The organism is Glaciimonas sp. GG7 (assembly GCF_052976905.1).
The window spans coordinates 1-19,553 of record NZ_JBRIIQ010000001.1 but is presented as its reverse complement, the minus strand read 5'-3'; the positions used below and the strand labels follow the sequence as shown (position 1 = coordinate 19,553).

Annotated in this window: 20 protein-coding genes; 12 read left to right on the top strand and 8 right to left on the bottom strand. The window is 54.6% G+C overall.

Translation table 11 applies throughout. The features are described from left to right. Positions 1-263 precede the first annotated feature (263 nt). The 8 genes from ACVBEF_RS00100 (at position 264) to ACVBEF_RS00065 (ending at position 7,888) form a co-directional block, all read left to right on the top strand. Positions 264-1,115, top strand: coding sequence for an alpha/beta hydrolase (locus ACVBEF_RS00100; RefSeq protein ID WP_447121913.1), 852 nt, complete (start codon positions 264-266; stop codon positions 1,113-1,115). Positions 1,116-1,188: 73 nt separating this feature from the next. Further along, the gene (locus tag ACVBEF_RS00095; RefSeq protein ID WP_447121912.1) at positions 1,189-1,644 is read left to right on the top strand and encodes a DUF4118 domain-containing protein; all 456 of its coding nucleotides are present in this window, start codon (positions 1,189-1,191) and stop codon (positions 1,642-1,644) included. A 41-nt stretch (positions 1,645-1,685) separates the two neighbouring features. Then, positions 1,686-2,114: a TOBE domain-containing protein gene (locus tag ACVBEF_RS00090; protein ID WP_447121911.1), complete on the top strand. Its 429-nt coding sequence runs from the start codon at positions 1,686-1,688 to the stop codon at positions 2,112-2,114. 11 nt (positions 2,115-2,125) lie between these two features. Continuing rightward, a complete protein-coding gene (gene alkB / locus ACVBEF_RS00085) occupies positions 2,126-2,773 on the top strand; it encodes a DNA oxidative demethylase AlkB (protein WP_447121910.1) in 648 nt (215 codons plus the stop codon). Positions 2,774-2,941: 168 nt separating this feature from the next. Continuing rightward, the gene (locus ACVBEF_RS00080; protein WP_447121909.1) at positions 2,942-3,622 is read left to right on the top strand and encodes an ABC transporter ATP-binding protein; all 681 of its coding nucleotides are present in this window, start codon (positions 2,942-2,944) and stop codon (positions 3,620-3,622) included. Next, entirely contained in the window at positions 3,619-6,180 is a 2,562-nt protein-coding gene (locus ACVBEF_RS00075) for an ABC transporter permease (protein ID WP_447121908.1), read from the top strand. Before ACVBEF_RS00080 ends, ACVBEF_RS00075 begins: the two co-directional genes overlap by 4 nt. Next, positions 6,180-7,244: a lipocalin-like domain-containing protein gene (locus tag ACVBEF_RS00070; protein ID WP_447121907.1), complete on the top strand. Its 1,065-nt coding sequence runs from the start codon at positions 6,180-6,182 to the stop codon at positions 7,242-7,244. The genes ACVBEF_RS00075 and ACVBEF_RS00070 overlap by 1 nt, the downstream gene beginning before the upstream one ends. A 173-nt stretch (positions 7,245-7,417) precedes the next feature. After that, entirely contained in the window at positions 7,418-7,888 is a 471-nt protein-coding gene (locus ACVBEF_RS00065) for an acyl-CoA thioesterase (protein WP_447121906.1), read from the top strand. On the opposite strand, the gene ACVBEF_RS00060 is transcribed toward ACVBEF_RS00065, so the two are convergent. Then, on the bottom strand, positions 7,885-8,100 hold the full coding sequence (locus ACVBEF_RS00060) for a DUF3820 family protein (protein WP_447121905.1): 216 nt from the start codon (positions 8,098-8,100) through the stop codon (positions 7,885-7,887). The two genes, ACVBEF_RS00065 and ACVBEF_RS00060, sit on opposite strands and share 4 nt — an antisense overlap. Before the next feature lie 184 nt (positions 8,101-8,284). On the opposite strand from ACVBEF_RS00060, the gene ACVBEF_RS00055 reads away from it, so the two are divergent. Further along, entirely contained in the window at positions 8,285-8,644 is a 360-nt protein-coding gene (locus tag ACVBEF_RS00055) for a type II toxin-antitoxin system PrlF family antitoxin (RefSeq protein ID WP_447121904.1), read from the top strand. Between the two features lie 12 nt (positions 8,645-8,656). Then, complete coding sequence (locus ACVBEF_RS00050) at positions 8,657-9,121, top strand: type II toxin-antitoxin system YhaV family toxin (protein ID WP_447121903.1); 465 nt, start codon at positions 8,657-8,659, stop codon at positions 9,119-9,121. Here ACVBEF_RS00050 and ACVBEF_RS00045 read toward each other — a convergent pair. The 7 genes from ACVBEF_RS00045 to ACVBEF_RS00015 all read right to left on the bottom strand — a co-directional run bounded on the left by ACVBEF_RS00045 (position 9,118) and on the right by ACVBEF_RS00015 (position 17,067). Further along, the gene (locus ACVBEF_RS00045) at positions 9,118-10,674 is read right to left on the bottom strand and encodes an FGGY-family carbohydrate kinase (protein WP_447122082.1); all 1,557 of its coding nucleotides are present in this window, start codon (positions 10,672-10,674) and stop codon (positions 9,118-9,120) included. The genes ACVBEF_RS00050 and ACVBEF_RS00045 overlap by 4 nt on opposite strands. A 19-nt stretch (positions 10,675-10,693) precedes the next feature. Beyond that, positions 10,694-11,782: a zinc-binding dehydrogenase gene (locus ACVBEF_RS00040; RefSeq protein WP_447121902.1), complete on the bottom strand. Its 1,089-nt coding sequence runs from the start codon at positions 11,780-11,782 to the stop codon at positions 10,694-10,696. A 161-nt stretch (positions 11,783-11,943) separates the two neighbouring features. After that, positions 11,944-12,825, bottom strand: coding sequence for an AraC family transcriptional regulator (locus tag ACVBEF_RS00035; RefSeq protein WP_447121901.1), 882 nt, complete (start codon positions 12,823-12,825; stop codon positions 11,944-11,946). Positions 12,826-13,020: 195 nt separating this feature from the next. Beyond that, positions 13,021-14,280: a sugar ABC transporter permease gene (locus tag ACVBEF_RS00030; protein ID WP_447121900.1), complete on the bottom strand. Its 1,260-nt coding sequence runs from the start codon at positions 14,278-14,280 to the stop codon at positions 13,021-13,023. After that, positions 14,277-15,110: an ATP-binding cassette domain-containing protein gene (locus ACVBEF_RS00025; RefSeq protein ID WP_447121899.1), complete on the bottom strand. Its 834-nt coding sequence runs from the start codon at positions 15,108-15,110 to the stop codon at positions 14,277-14,279. The genes ACVBEF_RS00030 and ACVBEF_RS00025 overlap by 4 nt, the downstream gene beginning before the upstream one ends. A gap of 6 nt (positions 15,111-15,116) precedes the next feature. Then, entirely contained in the window at positions 15,117-16,190 is a 1,074-nt protein-coding gene (locus ACVBEF_RS00020) for an ABC transporter substrate-binding protein (protein WP_447121898.1), read from the bottom strand. Between the two features lie 493 nt (positions 16,191-16,683). Further along, positions 16,684-17,067, bottom strand: a complete 384-nt coding sequence (locus ACVBEF_RS00015; RefSeq protein ID WP_447121897.1) for a hypothetical protein — start codon at positions 17,065-17,067, stop codon at positions 16,684-16,686. 421 nt (positions 17,068-17,488) lie between these two features. Between ACVBEF_RS00015 and ACVBEF_RS00010 the strand changes: the two genes are divergently transcribed. Further along, the gene (locus ACVBEF_RS00010; protein WP_447121896.1) at positions 17,489-18,640 is read left to right on the top strand and encodes an acyltransferase family protein; all 1,152 of its coding nucleotides are present in this window, start codon (positions 17,489-17,491) and stop codon (positions 18,638-18,640) included. A 7-nt stretch (positions 18,641-18,647) separates the two neighbouring features. Next, positions 18,648-19,553 (top strand): TAXI family TRAP transporter solute-binding subunit (locus ACVBEF_RS00005; protein ID WP_447121895.1); only part of this gene is annotated, 906 nt, incomplete at its 3' end.

The window sequence follows — 19,553 nt, the reverse complement described above, 5'->3', positions numbered from 1 at the left end:
TACTTCAACCAAAACCGGATCTGCGATCCTGGCGGCTTGAACACCTATTTTTGATTCATCGGCCACTTAAGCAGCGCGTGTCGTCAAGCTGCCGGTGCATCAACAGGTTGGTAGTGATGCGGTGGAAGAAGTATCGCTAAATGGTAAAAATTTAAGAATGGGATTATTCCCAAAAAAGCAGAGGGGTATTTGCTTAGGTCTGACGTGCATCGACTACAATCTTGTTTATCGGCGCTTATGGCAAGCTACTCTACGGAAAAATAATGCAAAATGAACAACCTATTGCGCATGCTGTGATCTTATTGCACGGCTTATGTGGCTCCGGGTTAGAAATGGGATCCATACCCAAAACGCTCAGAAAAAGTGGCTGTGCAGTCATTGAGTTGTTAATACCTGAGTATTCGGCGGGGCATGTTACTGCCGGCATTACCCCCAATTGGGAAGATTGGTGCGCATGCGTTGAAAGTGAGGTTTCTCGCCTGAAATTGAATTTCAAAACGGTCTCTATTTGTGGATTAAGCATGGGTGCCACATTGGCGCTGGCCGTTGCCTCGCGTAGTAACGAAGTCATTGCCATCGTTGCGCTATCGCCCATACTGAAATATGACGGCTGGGCGATCCCTTGGTACCAGCACTTGATGAAAATTCCCTATACGCTGGGCTATAAAAATTGGATGCATAAAGAGACTGATCCATTTGGGATAAAGAATTTTGACATGCGCAGACGCGTTGCCAATGCGCTTAAAAAAGATGGCATTGCCGCAGTAGGCGCGGCAGCCATACCGGCAAGGCAACTTCATGCCGCGCAAAAAATGATGGGATATGTGCGCAAGTCGCTCAAGCAAGTTAAAACAAATCTTTTAGTGATTCATGCGATCGATGACGAAACCGCCTCACCCAAGAATCCAGAGTTAATTTTGGAGCATGTCAGCTCTGAAATGCGAAAGGTGATTTGGCTGGGTGATTGTTATCACATTATTACAGTCGATAATGAGCGTGAAATCGTGACCAACGAAACCGTTCAATTCCTGAAGAAAAACATTGAGATGCATCTCAACGATGTGTCTTATCGAGATTTACAAAATAAGGCCGCCTTAAAAGATCGTCGTGGCTAAGGTTCGCGCCTGATTAGTCAGGCTGAAATGACGGATTTTTTTATTACCTCTTATTGATTATCTGAAAACTGTAATGAAATTAAAAAACGCTAGAACCTGGAAGCAAGGTGGGATTGACTCAATTGCAATCTGTATGCTTGGATTTTCCATCGCATTTTGTCTGCGCTATATTTTGAATTCGGCACTGGATGAATCAATGACCATGCTGTTTTTTACGATAAATTGTATTGTGATGGCCTATTTTTTTGGTTTCTGGCATTCAACAGGCCTACTTTTAATTAGCCTGCCAACAGCATTTTTCTTTTTTAAAAAACCGTTTTATTCGTTTCAGCTAATAGCGATAACCGATCTGTACACTATTATTGTTTATGTGACAATAATAGTCTTGACATCCTGGATCATAGAATGGCTCCAACGCGAGCGCTATACCGCTGTTTTATCGCAAAGGGTCTCTGAGACGCGTTATCAATTATTGATAGAGTCTGATCAGGCCAGAAGAGTTGAACATGCGAGAAATGCCGCTGAGTAAATCGCGCTAATGTTCTCATTACCGAATAAAGAAAATACAACATGAAAACCAGCGCCCGCAATCAATTTTCCGGCAAAGTCAGCTACGTCAAAACCGGTGCCGTCAACGATGAAGTTGAAATTACATTGCCCGGTGGCGACAAACTTGTCGCCACTATTACCAGCGAGAGTACGAAAAGTTTGGGTCTGCAACCCGGCGTCGATGCAATTGCCTTGATTAAAGCACCGTGGGTTCTGGTCGCCACCGGAATGGATGACATCAGGCTCTCAGCCCGTAATCAACTTGCCGGTACAGTGACCAAATTGACGCTCGGCGCGGTCAATGCAGAAGTATTCATCCCACTCTCCGGAGGAAACACCGTCTGCGCCATCATCACGCTCGATAGCGTAACTGAACTCGGTTTAGCCGAAGGTGCCCCAGCGACCGCAATATTCAAGGCCTCCAGCGTGATCGTCGGCGTACCAGCCTAGTAAGCCGGACAGTGAATTTATTCGACGAAGCAGAGCAGGGCCGTATCTGGCATGAGGAAATTTGCCCGGGTGCGGTGGTGTTGCGTCATTTTGCGTTGCCCTATGAAACCGCCATTTTCCAAGCGATCGACAGCGTGATGACGCAAGCCCCATGCCGACATATGACCACACCGGGCGGATTTCAAATGTCGGTGGCGATGACCAGTTGCGGAGCCTATGGCTGGGTAACGGATCGTCGTGGTTATCGTTACGACACAGTCGACCCCGATAGCGGTAAGCCGTGGCCGGATCTTCCCGATGTACTCAGGACGCTGGCCCAGGATGCGGCTGCGAGCGCCGGTTTCCCCGATTTTGACCCCGAAGCCTGCCTGATGAATCGCTATGTAGTTGGCGCACGGATGGCGTTGCATCAGGATAAGGATGAGCGTGACTTTGCTGCGCCTATCGTCTCGGTTTCGCTCGGCATTCCCGCCGTTTTTCTATTTGGCGGAGCACGGCGTGAAGACAAGCCGCAACGGATTGCGCTTACGCACGGCGATGTTGTGGTCTGGGGCGGTCCTGTCAGATTGCATTTTCACGGCGTGTTGCCATTGAAGCGAGCGCATCATCCACAAACGGGCGAGGTACGGATTAATCTCACTTTTCGAAAAGTAACCTGACGCACGAATGCGCCACATGTACGGCCTGTGACATTCTGCAAAATCCACTACACTCAGCAATGCTCCTAAACGCTTAAGCCCGGTCTTTATCAGATTTGTATTCGACGTACAGCTTTCCCGCAAAACCAACTCTCCGATTGTTTTTCTCCCTCCAGATGGATCACCCTGATGCTCGCTACAACAGCCCCCGCGCTTGAATGTCGCGGTCTGCAAAAATCTTACGGTCACGCTCGCAGTGTCTTGGCGCATCTCGATTTTGTGCTACGGCCCGGTGAATATGTGGCCATCATGGGCGACTCCGGCGTCGGTAAATCGACGCTACTCAATCTGGTGGCAGGGCTTGATACCGCCGACGCTGGCATGGTCTTGATCGATGGCGTCGCCATGTCCAGTCTGGATGATGATGCTGCGACGCGCTTACGCCGTCAAAAGCTCGGCTTCATATTTCAGGCTTTCCATATCTTGCCGCATTTAACGCTGCAACAGAATGTCGCCTTGCCGTTGCTGCTCAATGGACAAGGATTTGCCCGGGCCACTGAGATGCTGGCAGCGGTGGGTCTCGCTGGCAGAGGCGACGATTTTCCGCGTCAATTATCGGGCGGCGAAATGCAGCGGGTCGCCATTGCCAGGGCGCTGGTGCATCGCCCCAAACTGATTCTGGCCGATGAACCAACCGGTAATCTCGACCCCGAAACCGCGCACGAAGTACTCACGTTACTGCGGCAGGAAATTAAAGCCAATGGTGCCTCCGCCATCATGGTCACGCATTCAATGACAGCCGCTGCCACCGCCGATCGGATACTGGAGTTGACGGCTAGCGGTCTGCATCCGCTGCTGGTCAGCGCATGAATTTAGCGCCGAAACCCGGCTTTAGCGCCATTTCTTTACTCCCACGCTGGCTCCTCTTTGCAGAATGGCGCGCCTATCCGATCCGCTCCTTAGTCGCCGTGATCGCCATCGCGCTTGGCGTGTCGTTGGGTTACGCGGTTGACCTGATCAACGGCGCGGCTTTTAACGAATTCTCAGCAGCAGCGCGTAGTCTGTCCGGTCAGTCAGACCTGCAAGTACGCGGTGTGCAGCCGCTCTTTGATGAGGCGCTCTATCCAGAAATCGCCCGGCAAAAAGGCGTCGCCTTAGCCAGTCCGGTGTTAGAACTAGACGTCACGGTACCGGGTCAGCAAACTGCCTTGAAAGTATTAGGTATCGATGTCTTTCGTGCGGCACAGATTGCGCCGGACTTGATCGGCGTGCCGGATGAAAAGCATCCGTTCGACACGCTCGCCGATGACGCAATATTTTTATCCCCAGCTGCCCAAATATGGTTAAAAGTTGTTCCCGGCGATCAGCTCGCGCTGCGCAGTGGTACCGGCATCGTCAAGCTGCGTGTAGCCGGCGGCTTGGTCCGCGCAAGAGCAGGGCAGCGCATTGCCGTCATGGACATAGGCGCTATGCAATGGCGCTTTAATCGACTCGGAAAATTATCAGGAATCGATCTGAGGCTTGCGCCGGGCGTCAATCGTGAGACGTTTCGCCGCACGTTGTTGGCGCAAACGCACGGCCAGTTGCAGGTATTGGAAAGTCAGGATCAGGAAGATCGCACCAATAATATGTCCCGCGCGTATCGCATCAATCTGAATGTACTGGCGTTGGTGGCCTTGTTCACTGGCGCATTTCTGGTGTTTTCAACGCAGGCTTTATCGGTGATCCGGCGGCGTGCACAGTTTGCTTTGTTGCGCGTGTTGGGTCTGAGAAGGGGCCAGCTATTGCGCCAAATTCTGCTTGAAGGCGGCTTGCTGGGCGCGCTGGGGTCTATGCTCGGATTGGCGTTGGGTTACGCGATGGCGGCGACAGCTTTACATTTTTTTGGCGGCGATTTGGGCGGCGGATTTTTTCGCGGCGTGCAACCGAGTGTGCAATTCGATGCGCCCGCTGCGCTGATTTTTCTCGCACTCGGCACGGGCATCGCGTTACTGGGAAGTCTGGCTCCGGCGCTGGAAGCCGCCCGTGCGCGTCCGGCGGCAGCACTGAAATCCGGTAGCGCAGAAATGGCCCTGGCCCGGCTGGCGAGCGCGTGGCCTGCGCTACTGTGCTTGTTGGCAGGCGGCTTGCTGACGCAAATGCCGCCATTATTTGATCTGCCGATTTTTGGCTATATTGCGGTGGCGTTGTTGCTCATCGGCGGGATTGCGCTAATGCCGCGTTTGGCAGCGTTGGTGTTTCCTATGCTGCAAAAATCCATCATCAGTAGTCGCAGCGGCGTCATCAAAACGCTGGCACTGGCCCGGCTTGCCAACGTGCCGGGACACGCGTCCATCGCGTTGGGCGGAGTGCTGTCGAGTTTTAGCCTGATAGTAGCGATGGCGATTATGGTGGCGAGTTTTCGGGTGTCGGTCGATGACTGGCTCACGCAATTACTCTCCGCCGATGTCTACGTACGCTCCGCTGGCAGTGGCGATACCGGGGCCATGCACAGTGCAGAGCAGACCTTGCTGGCCGCCGTGCCGGGCATTGCACGGGCGAACTTTTCGCATATTTCGACCCTGACGCTGGCTCCCGCACGTCCACCGGTGGCACTCATTGCGCGAGAAATTGATGCGTCCGATCCGGCGCGTAGTTTGCCTATCACCGGCAAGATGATGTTGCCAGCGGCAATAGGGGCCGATGCGTTGCCGATCTGGGTCTCTGAGGCCATGCGCGATCTCTACGGCTACCAACCAGGACAGCGGGTGCAATTGCCAGTCGGTGCACAATTACACACTTTTGTCGTGGCGGGAGTCTGGCGCGATTATGCGCGGCAAACCGGTGCGATCCAGATGCGGCTGGGCGACTATCGCCGTCTGACTGGCGACACCGACGCGACTGACGCGGCGCTGATTCTGCAGCATGGTGCCAAGCCAGAAACCGTCATTGCCGCCATGCGTGCACTGCCGTTTGGCAACGCGCTGACATTTTCTACGCCGGGCGATATACGTGCCATCAGTCTGAAGATTTTCGATCGCAGCTTTGCGGTCACCTATTTACTCGAGATGGTCGCCATTGTGATCGGTCTGTTCGGCGTGGCGGCGACATTTTCGGCGCAAACGCTGGCGCGCACGCAGGAGTTTGGGATGCTGCGCCACGTTGGCGTCACCCGAAGGCAGATTTTGGCGATGCTGGCCGTGGAAGGATGTTTGCTCACCGCACTCGGGATAGCAGTCGGTTTTCTGCTGGGCTGGACGATTAGCCTGATCCTGGTGTTTATCGTCAATCCGCAATCGTTTCACTGGACCATGCAACTACATTTGCCGTGGCGCGGTTTAGGGCTGGTGGCGTTGTTGCTGCTGATTTCTGCCACGGTGACGGCTGTGGTGGCCGGTTTGCGCTCTGTTGCGATGGATGCTGTACGTGCTGTGCGGGAGGATTGGTGATGCGCATTTTACTTTTGGTGTGGTTGTTAATGTTCAACGTGGCACACGCTACGCCGCCCCAATTTGCCCAAGTGACGCCAGATCATCCGCTCACGCTACCGCAAGATACTGGCGCGCATCCCGACTTTCGCACCGAATGGTGGTACGCAACCGGTTGGCTGACCCTGCCTGACGGCAAACCGCTGGGGTTCCAGGTCACCTTTTTCCGCTCTGCCACCGAGCATGACCGCGCCAATCCCAGCGCCTTTGCACCAACGCAGTTAATCATTGCCCACGCCGCCTTATCCGATCCGGCGTGGGGGAAGTTACTGCACGATCAAAAAAGCGCCCGTGCCGGTTTCGGTCTGGCCTACGCCAAACAAGGCAATACCGACGTAGCGGTCGATGACTGGCGCTTCGTGCGCAACCCTGACGGGAGTTATACGGCCAATATCGTCGCGCGCGACTTCACGCTCAAACTGGCGTTGACGCCGACCCAAGCGCCGTTGCTGCAAGGCGAGGGCGGTTATTCGCGCAAGGGGCCACGACCGGCGCAGGCCAGTTATTACTATAGCGAACCGCAATTGCAGGTCAGCGGTACAGTCATGCGCGTGGGACGAGAAGAAAAAATTACCGGCTCCGCGTGGCTCGATCACGAATGGTCAACCAGCGTACTCGACGCCGACGCCTCCGGCTGGGATTGGTTGGGCGCGAATCTGGACGATGGATCGGCCTTGATGGCGTTTCAGATTCGCAGCAAAAACGGGGCCAAAGTATGGGCGCATGCCGCGTTGCGTGACGCCACCGGTAACACCACCCAGTTCGGCCCGGATGCGGTGAGTTTTATACCGCAACGTCAGTGGCGCTCGCCCCGCACCGACGCCAGCTATCCGGTGCAATCGCTCCTGCGCACGGGGGCGGTCGAATGGTTGCTGAGTCCGCTGCAAGATGATCAGGAGCTCGATTCGCGGCAGTCGACCGGATCGGTGTATTGGGAGGGGGCAGTGAAGGTAAGTCGTGAGGGAAAACCAGTGGGGCGGGGTTATTTCGAACTGACTGGTTATGTGAAGCCGTTGACATTTTGATGCGGGTTTGATTGATATCTGATATTAAAAATAAAACACTATTTTGGCCGCGCCCGACAAGCCGCCTGCGCCATAATGTGTCAATCAATCCGGGCCATCCTTGTGCTACTACTGCGGCTCGGCAATTAAAGCCTTTATATTCGTTACACGACTCCATCCAAAGGCAAGAAATCATGATCGCTTCACCCTCGCACGAATTGACAATGACCGTCTTAATGACGCCTGACATGGCTAATTTTTCCGGTAACGTGCACGGCGGCACCGTACTCAAATATCTCGATAGCGTGGCCTACGCTTGCGCCAGCCGTTACTCGGGTAAGTATGTAGTTACGCTGTCGGTCGATCAGGTGGTCTTTCGTGAGCCGATACACGTTGGCGAACTGGTGACTTTTCTGGCGTCAGTCAACTTTACAGGTACAACATCCATGGAAATCGGTATTAAAGTCGTGACCGAAAACATCCAGAAGCGCTTAGTGCGCCATGCCAACAGTTGTTACTTCACTATGGTGGCGGTGGACGAGGATCGCAAACCTGTTCCCGTTCCTGCACTTGTTCCTGTGACGGATGAGCAGCGTGAGCGCTTCAGCAATGCGATAGTGCGGCGCGATGTGCGCAAACAAATCGCAGCGAACAGACAGATTTAGATTGTTTTACGCAGAGGGTCGAGCAAATGCCGCAGCGCATTGTGATCAAGCTCATACATCAGCGCGAGCAATGCGCCCAGCTCGCCAGCCGGAAAACCCTCACGCGCAAACCAGCCAAGGTAATGTCCCGGCAGATCGGCGAGCAAACGGTCTTTGTATTTTCCGTAAGGCATTTTCCAGCTCACTAACAGGGCTAAATGGTCGGGGGTCATGGTAGGTTGTTGATATATGGATTTGTATGACATTGTGCGCTGCACTGACGACCGCGAGTATGCCCTAAAGGGCGATCCAATTCGTCCTTTCCATCTGCAATAACGCCGCAACAGGTAACTATGGACGGACGTCGAGGTGCTTAGTACAATGTAAGCACTTACGTAATTACATTATGGAATTATCATGGCATCCACCACACGATCAAATTCGGAGCAATACAACGGTAAGGTAACGCCGGTTGGTAACTCCAAAGGTATTCGACTCGACGCTGCTTTCTTTAAGGCGCATCCCGAATTTAACGGCGATGTGCGCGCTACGGTGCTGGCGGACGGCCAAGTCCTGTTGTCGGCAAAAAATACCGCGCAGCGTCCACGTGTGGACGAAGATGCCGACCCGGTCATGCTTGGGTTCCTGCAATTCCTCGAAAAGCAAATGGCGGAGCACCCCGACTTGATCGAGCCGGTAGATCAAAATCAGCTTGCGCGTATCGGTAAGCTGGTCGAGGGTGTCAATATTGATGGTACTGATGACTTGACGCACTGAGGCAAACGTACTGTGCCATCGAATACATCCCAAACTACCTGGCAGCTTTTTTACTTCAAACTGTTCAAAGCAGCGCTCGACGATCTTGAGCAAGCCGTCACCAAGCTCGCTCAACAAGATCCGATTCAATATAAATCGCATCCCAAAACACGGCTATTGGCATCGGTATACAAGTGCATCACACAACTGGTACCGGTCAATCCGGATCATCCCGATTTTCGATTAGGCAAGACGCTTGGTAAGCAATATGCCAACTGGCGTCGCGTCAAGAAGGGGATGCCAGACCGGTATCGCCTCTTCTTCCGTTTTGCCTCAACTCCGGTGCAAATAATTGCGTATGTCTGGTTCAACGACGAAGACACGTTGCGCAAAGCGGATTCCAGGACGGATGTCTACGAAGTATTCAAGCGCATGCTTATGCGCGGAGAAGTGCCGTCTTCGATCCATGCACTTTTGGACGCGAGCGAAAACGCTTAACCGAGGGCAACTGCAGCATACCCACCCTGAAGCCGATGCATGATCGGTTTCAGTGCCGGATAAAGATCGCGATACAGCGCAAATGCATGATTATAGAGCGCACTCGCAGTCGGGTCAGGCATAGTCCGAGCAACCAACGTCACCCAGCCTTGCTCTGCCGTTTTATCATCCACCAATCCAATCCCAACAGCAGCCAGCAGCGCCGCACCCAAGGCCGCTTCCACGTTTTCTTCAATGGTGTAGACCGGATAGCCGGTCACATCGGCAATGATTTGCATCCATAAATCCGAATGCGCCGCACCGCCCACCACAATTAACTTGGCGTCCAGTGACTGTGCGCCTTTAGCCCCGGCTTCCATGTTGTGTCTGAGCGCAAAACTGACGCCTTCGAGGACCGCCCGATACAAATGCGCACGGGTATGAATCAAGCTCAGGCCGATAAAAGCGCCGCTCGCTTTGGCGTCCCAGATCGGGCTGCGTTCGCCCATCAGATACGGCAAAAACATCACGCCATCCGACCCGGCCGGAATTTTGGTCGTGTTGTCTTCCAAAATTTTGTGCGCGTCGCCATGCTCAACGAGCTTGGCTGCCGCCATTTCGGCCTGACAGAATTCGTCCCGAAACCAACTCACCGACGCACCCGCCGTAATCGCACCGCCAAACACGTACAGGTCTTTCTGGCTATTGAATACATGCGGCATGCTGATCAAACCGTGCCGTGCATCGACATGTTGGTTGATGTAACCCCAGCACATACTGGTGCCGATCATCGCCACGTGGTTGCCCGCTTGCGTGACACCGGCGGCAAAGGTCGCCACCGCCGCGTCAACCCCGCCAGCCACAATCGGCGTGCCGGGCAGCAAGCCCAACAGCGCTGCTTGCTCGGGCAGCAGTCCGCCCACCACATCGCTCGACGCCACCAAACGCGCTGGCATCATGCTCAATGGAATACCGAGTTTGTCCAACATTTCTGCCGACCAGCAGCGCTCGCGCACGTCGTAGACGCCGCCGATGTTGCCCGCCGAACTATGATCAACGGCGACTTCACCGCACAGCAAATAATTGACATACGCATTCGGCGGCAAAAACTGCTGGGTGCGCTGCCAGACTTCTGGCAAATGGTGCTTAATCCAGAGTATTTTGGTGTAGCCGTAATAGCTATCGACGCCGTTGCCGGTGATGTCATACAGGCGCTCCAGATCGAGATGGCTCTTGACCCAATCGACCTCGTCATTGGCGCGTCGGTCCATCCAGATCAGGCAAGGATGCAGCGGCTGCATGGCGGCATCGACCGGAATTCCGGCCCCGCCGTACAAACTGCTCACGCACACGGCCTTAATCTCTTGAGGCGCTAAGCCGCTTTTTTGTACGACTTCACGGATGCATTCGGTGACGGCCGCCACCCAAACCGCAGGCCATTGTTCGGCCCACAAATGCTTAGGCGTATCGACCTGATAGCTGCTGGCATGTTGCGCCACGATTACGCCGCTGGTATCGACCAGTAGCGCCTTGGTACTTTGGGTGCCGATATCAACGCCAATGACGTAATCCATAAGGTTGTCCATGAGATCCTCAATCAGCAGGTTTGAGCAATACTTTGATCGAGTCAGTCGAATTTGCCAGCGCAAATGCTGCGCTCCAATCGCCCAGCCCGAACGTATGCGTGACAATGCCTTTAGAGGTAATCAAGCCGCGCTCAAACAAATCAATCGCCACCGGATAACAATACGGCCCCAAATGCGCACCGCGCACATCCAGTTCTTTGCGGTCACCAATGATCGACCAGTCGGCGCTGGTTTCCTTGCCGAAGACGCTGAACTCAACAAACCGTCCCAGCTTGCGAATCAGGTTCAGACCTTGCGTGACACCGGCTGGCACGCCCGTGGTTTCAATGTAGACGTCGCAACCGTAACCCTCGGTCAACGCGTGGATAATTGCCAGCGCGTCTTCTTTGGTCGGGTCAATGACGACATCAGCGCCGTACTCTTTCGCCAGCGCCAGCCGTTCTGGTACCAGATCGATGACCACCAATTTCTTCGGCGTTTTTAAATGCGCAATCTGCACCATCATCAAGCCTAACGGTCCGGCTCCGGCGATCACCACCACGTCGTCGAGCTGGACTTCGGCACGGTTGACGGTATGGATCGCGCAGGCCATCGGCTCGATAATCGCCGCATCTTCGAGCGTGATCGCCGCCGGAATTTTATGCACCAGTGCGCTCGGTGGAATGCGCATGTATTCCGCCATGCCGCCGTCGGCGACATCGCGCTGAAAGCCAAAAATATTGTGAACTTCGCACATCCAGTATTTGCCGGATTTACAAAAGCGGCATTTCTCGCAAGGCACAATTTGCTCGGCAATAATCCGGTCGCCAATCTTGACGCCGAAATGGGCTTCGGCATCTTCGCCTGCTTCGACCACGTAACCAAAAAATTCATGCCCCGGCACAACCGGCGGCTTGACCCAGGACGGCTGGCCGTCCCCGCCCCAGAACATCGCCGCACCGGAATGGCATTTGCAATCGCTGGCGCAAATCCCGCAGGCGGCTATCTTGATTACCAGTTCATTGCGACCTGCGCTCGGGCGCTTAATGGTTTGCAGCCGGTAATCTTTTGGTCCGTGGCAGACAACGGCCTGCATGTCGACTTGTGCGTATTTCATTATTTTTTCCTGGAGATTAAGTATCACTTAGCCGTTCGGACTGAGTAGGCACAAAGTGCCGTATCGAAGATGCACCACCGCATGCATTTACTTCGATACGCCCTTTGGGCTACTCAGTACGAACGGAGTTTTTATGTGTAAATAAACATGTCCTAGCCTGATTAAGCCGCATTGCATTGCAACACCTTCATTTCGTCATACTCACGAAATTTAGACGGTGACATACCCTTTTGCGCCAGAAACTGACGATTAAAATTAGACAAATTATTGAAGCCAACCTTGAAGCAGATATCCGTAATACTCAGCTTGGCATTTGTCAGCAGCTCGCAAGCAATGTTGATGCGTAGTTGATTCACGTAGCCGACAAAAGGCATGCCGGTATGTTTGCGAAAAGCGCGTGAAAATGTACTCGCACTTTGGCCGGTTAATTCGGCAAGATCGGTCTCACGCAGTTCAGTCGATAAGTTTTTACTGATATGTCTTAACGCCAGATTGATCTTTGACGACATATAGTTCAGCGGATCGGGTGCGTACTCAGAATGCATTAATTGCTTGCGTCCGGTGTCATGCGTGAGCAGATCGAGCAAGGACAAAAATAGCTGTAGTCGCCGAAAACCGCGTGCACCGATTAACTCCTGCATCAGCGGTTGAGCCGCCAGGCCCGTCTCGGGCGCAAACAGCAAACCGCTACGCGCCTCTTGCAACAAGGTCTCCATATGTTGTAACTCTGGAAAAACCGCAATTCCATTCGCGATCAACGCACTGGGAAATTGCAGCACCACGCAACGTTGCGCAACCGGTGCACTGTCTGGCACTTCACTGACCCAGTTATGCGGCAGATTCGGCCCTACCATGACGAGGTTTCCCGGCACAAACGTGCCGATATAATCGCCGACAAAAAATTTGCCCGTGGTGGCCGTGATCAGATGGATTTCGTACTCAGGATGAAAGTGCCAGCGCACGGTCCGGTAGGGATAACCATGCGTCCATGCGGCAAAGGACTCATCCCGGCGTACGCTGACTAATTCGAGATCAGGTTCCATGGCAATACTCCTTATTAGTCAAACCGCTACTCAACATATCGCGTTGCATACTAACGTTGTTTAGTTAAGAAACCGTTCGGACTGAGTAGCGCAGCGTATCGAAGGCGCATATGCATCAGCGCTGACTTCGATACGCCCGATGGGCTACTTAGCCCGAACGGATATGTGGCTTCTGAACAGCATTAGCGTTGTCAGTCAGGCCCGACCGTGCGAAATACGCGACTGGCGTGCCAGCGAATCGACGATCACTGCAATCGCCAGCACCGCGCCGGTGATCATGTAACGCAACGACGACGACAGGTCCAGCAGCGTCAATCCACTGGAGATCGACTGAATCACGATCACGCCCAATAGCGCAGACCAGGCACTGCCACGACCACCAAACAGGCTCGTTCCACCAATGACCGCCGCCGCAATCGCATTCAGATTGACGTCGCCAGTCCCGGCTTGCTGGCTAGCCGAAGCCAGTCGCGCCGCGGCCAGTACCCCGCCGAAAGCTGCCAGCACCGCGCACAGGACGAAAGCACTGGAATACACCGCCCGCACATTGATCCCGGCGCGGCGTGCCGCTTCACGGTTGCCGCCCACGGCGTTCATCATGCGACCCCATTGTGTGCGCGTGAGCAAGTAGTTCAGACCAAGCACCAGAAAGATCAAGATGCCGAACAGCCACGGGATGCCGCGATCCTGATAGAAGTACAGTGCCACCAACTCCAGCGCCACCACCGGCGTGACGGTACGCACCAGCAGATGCGTCATCGACTCACCCGACAGACCGGCCTGACGGCGACGCTCTGCTGTTCTCCAACCGGTCACAAACATCACCACCCCAGCGAATGCCACCACCAAATAGGCAAAGGCGGCTGGCATAAACAGCGACTGTCCCAGGTCCACCAGCGGCGATCCATAGGGCAGATTGATGGAGCCAGTACCGCCCAAGATGTATAGTTGCGCGCCCAGGATCGCCAGCAAGCCCGCCAGTGTGGAGACAAAGCTGGGCATGCCGAAGCGATTAAACATCTGCGCATACAGCAAGCCGATCAGCGCCCCGGTCGCCACAGCAGCAGCAATCGCCACCGCCACCGGCCAGCCATGATTGACCCACAGCACGCCCACGATGGAGGAGGCGAAACCGCTGACCGAGCCAACTGACAGGTCGATTTCGCCCACCATCAGAATACAGACGATGCCCAGCGAAATGACGCCGACCGTGGATGCATCAAACAGCATGTTGATGAGGTTATTGCTCGATAGAAAAATCGGGTTGATGCACTGGAAAATGGTCCAGATGATCGCCGTACCCAGGATGACGGGCAGAAACCCCAGATCGCCCGAGCGGATACGGTCGATGAAACTACGGATCGCGCCACCGAAGCCGCTGGCGACCTGATAGCGCTCATCGCTGCGGTCTAGTAGCGCTGCGGCTGGTGCCGCGTTGTTGGTAGGGCTGGTCATGGTTGATCCTGTGGTTGATCCGACTGAATGTTGCGTTCAGACTCGCGCCGATGCGAGCGCCGTGATACCGAGTTGTCCGACGCCCCGGTAATCGCACTCACCAGTTCCCCATTAGTCGCATCGGGTGCGAAGACGCCGTTGTTCTTGCCCAGGCGTAGCACGACAATTTTATCGGCCACGGCCCGCACATCCTCCATGTTGTGACTAATCATCACGACCGCCAGCCCTTTGGCGCGTACCCGTTCAATCAAATCCAGCACTTCAGCCGTTTGCGCCACGCCGAGCGCGGCAGTCGGTTCGTCGAGCAGAATCAGTTTCGGCTCCAGCAGCAACGAGCGTGCAATCGCCACCGTCTGGCGTTGACCGCCAGAGAGGGACGCCACCGGAATCCGTACGCTCGGTATCCGCGCCGAAAGCTCCTTGAGCAGCTTCCAGGCCTTGACCTCCATCGCGACTTCGTCCAACTGGAAGGGGTTGAGCTCCTTGCCCAGAAAAATATTGCCCACCACGTCAAGGTTCTCGCACAGCGCGAGATCCTGAAACACGGTGGCAATACCAAGCGCCAGCGAGGCGCTCGGATCTGCCATGACCACCGGCTTGCCGCAAAAGGTCATCGTGCCTGTGGTCGGCTGATGTACGCCGGACAGGATTTTGACCAGCGTGGACTTGCCAGCGCCATTGTCGCCAACCAAGGCAACCACCTCTCCCGCATAGACGTCAAGATCGATATCGGTCAGCGCTGAGACTGCGCCAAAGCGTTTGGACACCCCGCGCAGACTCAGAACTAATTCGCGTGGGGATGTCTGTTGTTGCAATGATTGGGCTGTCATGGTTGATTACTGAATGATGCCTAGTTTCTTGCAACCTGCCGCATAGCGGTCTACGCACAGCTCAGCAGCAGTCTGGATCGGCTTGCCGCTGACCATCTTGTCAATGATTTCGGCTTTCAGGTTTTGCGCAGTGACCACAGCCGGGACAAACAATTGCGATGGCGTGCCGTAGAGCATGAGTTCGGCTTTTGGCGTTTCACCAGCCAACAGTTTTACCGCCGTCTGGGCCGCGGCAGCTGCCACGATTTCGCTAGGCTTGGAGATAGTGTTGTACTGGTCACCGGCAATGATCAATTGCAAGGCCGCGATAGTCGCGTCGTTACCCGATACAGCAGGCACAGGATTGACACCCGCAGCCTTGAAGGCGGCAATCGCACCGCCACCAGTACCGTCATTGGCGGCGACCACGCCGACGATCTTCTTGCCGAAGCGCGAAACCTGACCGCTGGCCCATTGCTGTGCCTTGGCCGGCACCCATTCAGGCGTATCGTACTCAGCCAAAATTTTGTAGCCGCTATTGTCGAGGCTGGCATGGATACCTTTCTTGATCAGTCCGGCAGCCGCGTCGGTAGGCGAGCCATTGATTTGCAGCAGGCCCACATCCTTAGGAGAGACGCCCTCGGCTTTCAGGTGCGCAACTAACGAATCAGCAATCGCTTTGCCGATGCCTTCGTTGTTAAACGAGACATAGAAGTCTGGCTTGGCTTGCGGAATAGGGCGGTCATAGGCAATCACCTTGATGCCCTTGGCTTGCGCCGCTTTCACCAACGATACGGCAGCGGTCGAGTCCACCGGGTCCAGCACGATGACCTTGGCACCCTGAGAAATGACCGAGTTAAATTGTTGTTGCTGACGTGAAGCGTCGCCGTCCGCATTCTGATACAGCACTTCGCAAGCGGCGCAGAGCTTCTTCATCTCAGCCACAAAGCCGGGATGGTCGTGCTGCTCATAGCGGGTTGACGATTGATCCGGCATCAGGAAGGCGATCTTGGCGGGGGCGATGCTCTGAGCGACGGCGCTGGTGCTCAGTAAGACGGTGACGGCGGCGGCGCAGGTGAACTTCCAGGTGCGTAGATGCATGGTGATCTCCAATATAGTTATAGTTAGTTTGGTGAAACAAGGTTGAGCAAGTACAAACAAGCGCGGCCATCCTAAGCACGGAGGGCCGGTACTACAAAAAGAGGTAAAGAATTAAGGAGATGGCTATCTCCTCAAGATGGGAATAAAAGAGGTACGGGGCACGCCGCATCCATAGCGCTCAGCGCGTTGCTACAGATACAGGCGGCCAGCAGAGTGTCACCCTGCGATGCATTGAAAGTCATACCTTTGTCTCCTGCTTATGCGCATCGCTGATTGTTGCCAGGTTATGCGGAGATCAACTCCTTTAAACCGGCGTCATATCGCGTTGTCGCGTTATTGTTTATGCATGGAGTCTAGGCGCTCGCACCCCGCAGTACTACCTTTAAAATGATGAATGACTGATACTTTTTTGTCTTTTTCGTCATGAGGGCGAAAAAACTAGTCAAATTTGACGTAGCGCATCAGGAAAAAGCATTGCAGTAAGCGCGATTGATTATTTAGAACAAGCGCGGGCTGCATCTTCCACGGCGGCTTTTCTGGCCTTGCGTAGCGTGCGCTGATGTTCTTCCAGCCATTCGATTTGTTGCAATGCATATTCGCCGGAAAGTTTGATCGCATCGAGCATGAAGGCTTTCAATGCCGTATCGTCATCGATGTTCATGGGGAGCTTGCTGGCATCGCCGAATGAGGGATGGGACGGGGAGCGATAGGCGTCATTGGCCTCGATCAGGTTGAAAATGATGGCGATGGCTTTGGAGAGATTGGCGCTGCGGGCGTCGTGCTCCATGATGAACAATTGCTGTTCGCAGTCGATAGCGTCGCTGAGGGTTTGCTGTGCTGCGTGGGGAGAGGTTTGGGAGGCGTTGGTGTTTGGCACGGTTCGATCCTTTAGTCTGGTCCCGTCGGGTGACGGGGGTGGGCGGCAAATGACAAGGTTGAACGACTGGTGCTGCAAACCATAAACCAGCAAGCGCTAGGCTTCCTCGCCAATGCCGCCCTGAGAAAGGACGAACTTAGGGCCCAGGCCGTATGACACGGCCCAGGTTTACAGCGTACAACCAAGCGTTCAAGCTTGCGTTCCCATGGTGAGAACAGCCGACACAATACCTCCGCAGAAGTGCGACGGTCAACCGCTAAATTGCTCTTTTTGAGGACAGCGATGTGACCGAAGTTTCAGCTATGCAACTTGCGACATACCCTTGCATACAACACAACAGTAACAGTTACTCTTTTCCGTTGGACAGGGCCAGCCGAACCAGTATCATGAGCGCCCTATCCGTATGAATAATGAAGTAATCATGAACGTTTCACCGCCGCTGCACGGGTCGTCCACTCCCTCTGTGGATGGTCGCAACCGCCATTTTCAAAGCGGATTTATCGATTTCTTAAGAATTGTCGCTGCGCAATGCATCGTCCTGCATCACTTGGCTTTCTACGGCCCGATGTCGGATCACGTCCGACTATTTGCTCCCACATTCATCGGCTGGCTTGATACCTACGCGCGCATCGCCGTACAGGTATTTTTAGTCATCAGCGGCTTTTTGGCGGCCAAGTCGTTGTCGCCACGCGCCATGCCCGGTGTCGTCGATCCGCTCGGCTTAGTCTGGCGGCGCTATGTCCGGCTGGTGCCGCCGTTTATGGTGGCGACCGGTTTGGCCGTCGGGGCTTCGGCGTTGGCGGCGTCCTGGATGACGCATTACTCCATCTCTGCCATGCCGGGCTTCATGCAAATGGCAGCGCATGCGTTATTGCTGCATACCGTGCTGGGGTATGAATCGATCTCAGCCGGGGCCTGGTATGTGGCGATTGATTTTCAGTTGTATGCCTTGTTGACGTTGTTGTTATGGCTGTCGGGCAAACTGATTGCCGGGCGCTTTGGCGGCGCGCCGTTGATTGTTGCCGGGCTGGTACCTGTGCTGGTGATCTGTGGCGTTTGTGTATCGCTGTTGTACTTTAATCGCGATGCGACGTGGGACGCCTGGGGCTTATATTTCTTTGGCAGTTACGGGCTGGGCATTATCGCGTGGTGGGCCAGCGATGCCAGACGTCATCGGGGTGTTGCTCTGTTGTTGCTGGCGGCGATATTGGTACCGACACTGGGTGCATTAATACTGGATTTCCGTAGCCGGATCGCGGTGGCGTTAGCGGTTGCCTGTGTTTTGGTGTGGGTGAGTCGGCGCGGCGTGGGGCGCGAATGGTTATGGTGCCGTTATTTAGGCAATATTTCTTACGGAATATTTTTGATTCATTTCCCTGTATGTTTGATTGTCAACGCGGTGTTTACCCGCTTTGTCGCGCATACGCCGTTGCTGCAAGCCATCGGGATGGTGCTGGCGTGGGGCGCAAGTATGCTGGCCGGGGCGGCGTTTTATCACTGGGTGCAATTGCCGCTGAGTCGTTTTTCGTGGAGCACATTTAGCCGATCATTGTCTGCCGCTGATCGGGCCTAGGAAGCGCATGGCTATTCAAGATATCGTCCTAAAACCACAGCAGTCGGCTCAACATATCAAGGCAAAATTTGTCGCCATTTCGTGGCGCGATCTGGCGATCAGTTTTGGTCCGATTGTCTTACTGGCGGGGGTCGCGGTCTGGCTGGCGATTTGGCTGATCAATCCGGCACCGCCAAAAACGATCACGATTGCGACCGGGCCTGAACATAGCAACTTCTGGAACGTCGCCGAAAAATACCAAAAAATATTAGCCCGTAACGGCGTCAAGCTCATCATCGTGCGCTCTGAAGGATCGCTCGATAATCTGAAAAAACTCAATGATCCGACCTCCGGGGTTGATCTCGGGTTTGTGCAAGGCGGCGTGGCATCCGGTCTTTCAGCGGATCTTTCGAGCGATCATTTGATGTCGCTGGGCAGCATTGCCTACGTGCCGGTTTCGGTGTTTTATCGGAGTAAAAAAATCCTCGATCGCTTGTCTGAGTTACGTGGCAAACGGGTTGCCATCGGACCGCAGGGCAGCGGCTCGCGGGTGCTGGCGCTGACGCTCTTGAAAGCCAATGGGATTGAACCCGGCGGCAAGACCGAGCTGCTCGACCTGGGCGGCGACGAGGCGGCTAGTGCGCTCACCGACGGCAAGATCGATGCCGCATTTCTGATGGGCGACTCGGCTGCGCCGCCGACGATGGGCAAGCTGTTGCGTGCGCCCGGTATCCGTCTGCTCGACTTTGCACAGGCCAGCGGTTATGCGCGGCGGTTTAGCTATCTCAATGAATTGAAGATTCCGAAAGGGGTATTCGATTTCGGCAGAAATATTCCCGATCACGATATCCGTTTAATTGCGCCCACCGCCGAGCTGATCGCCATCGATTCGTGCTCGATGAACCGGGCGCTTAGAGAAGCTATCACCGACTGC

What these genes read in the sequence shown, in the direction of transcription:
- ACVBEF_RS00100 (WP_447121913.1), top strand. Translation starts at nt 264, where the DNA reads ATGCAAAATGAACAACCTATTGCGCATGCTGTGATCTTATTGCACGGC.
- ACVBEF_RS00095 (WP_447121912.1), top strand. Translation starts at nt 1,189, where the DNA reads ATGAAATTAAAAAACGCTAGAACCTGGAAGCAAGGTGGGATTGACTCA.
- ACVBEF_RS00090 (WP_447121911.1), top strand. Translation starts at nt 1,686, where the DNA reads ATGAAAACCAGCGCCCGCAATCAATTTTCCGGCAAAGTCAGCTACGTC.
- ACVBEF_RS00080 (WP_447121909.1), top strand. Translation starts at nt 2,942, where the DNA reads ATGCTCGCTACAACAGCCCCCGCGCTTGAATGTCGCGGTCTGCAAAAA.
- ACVBEF_RS00075 (WP_447121908.1), top strand. Translation starts at nt 3,619, where the DNA reads ATGAATTTAGCGCCGAAACCCGGCTTTAGCGCCATTTCTTTACTCCCA.
- ACVBEF_RS00070 (WP_447121907.1), top strand. Translation starts at nt 6,180, where the DNA reads ATGCGCATTTTACTTTTGGTGTGGTTGTTAATGTTCAACGTGGCACAC.
- ACVBEF_RS00065 (WP_447121906.1), top strand. Translation starts at nt 7,418, where the DNA reads ATGATCGCTTCACCCTCGCACGAATTGACAATGACCGTCTTAATGACG.
- ACVBEF_RS00060 (WP_447121905.1), bottom strand. Translation starts at nt 8,100, where the DNA reads ATGACCCCCGACCATTTAGCCCTGTTAGTGAGCTGGAAAATGCCTTAC.
- ACVBEF_RS00055 (WP_447121904.1), top strand. Translation starts at nt 8,285, where the DNA reads ATGGCATCCACCACACGATCAAATTCGGAGCAATACAACGGTAAGGTA.
- ACVBEF_RS00045 (WP_447122082.1), bottom strand. Translation starts at nt 10,674, where the DNA reads ATGGATTACGTCATTGGCGTTGATATCGGCACCCAAAGTACCAAGGCG.
- ACVBEF_RS00040 (WP_447121902.1), bottom strand. Translation starts at nt 11,782, where the DNA reads ATGAAATACGCACAAGTCGACATGCAGGCCGTTGTCTGCCACGGACCA.
- ACVBEF_RS00035 (WP_447121901.1), bottom strand. Translation starts at nt 12,825, where the DNA reads ATGGAACCTGATCTCGAATTAGTCAGCGTACGCCGGGATGAGTCCTTT.
- ACVBEF_RS00030 (WP_447121900.1), bottom strand. Translation starts at nt 14,280, where the DNA reads ATGACCAGCCCTACCAACAACGCGGCACCAGCCGCAGCGCTACTAGAC.
- ACVBEF_RS00025 (WP_447121899.1), bottom strand. Translation starts at nt 15,110, where the DNA reads ATGACAGCCCAATCATTGCAACAACAGACATCCCCACGCGAATTAGTT.
- ACVBEF_RS00020 (WP_447121898.1), bottom strand. Translation starts at nt 16,190, where the DNA reads ATGCATCTACGCACCTGGAAGTTCACCTGCGCCGCCGCCGTCACCGTC.
- ACVBEF_RS00010 (WP_447121896.1), top strand. Translation starts at nt 17,489, where the DNA reads ATGAACGTTTCACCGCCGCTGCACGGGTCGTCCACTCCCTCTGTGGAT.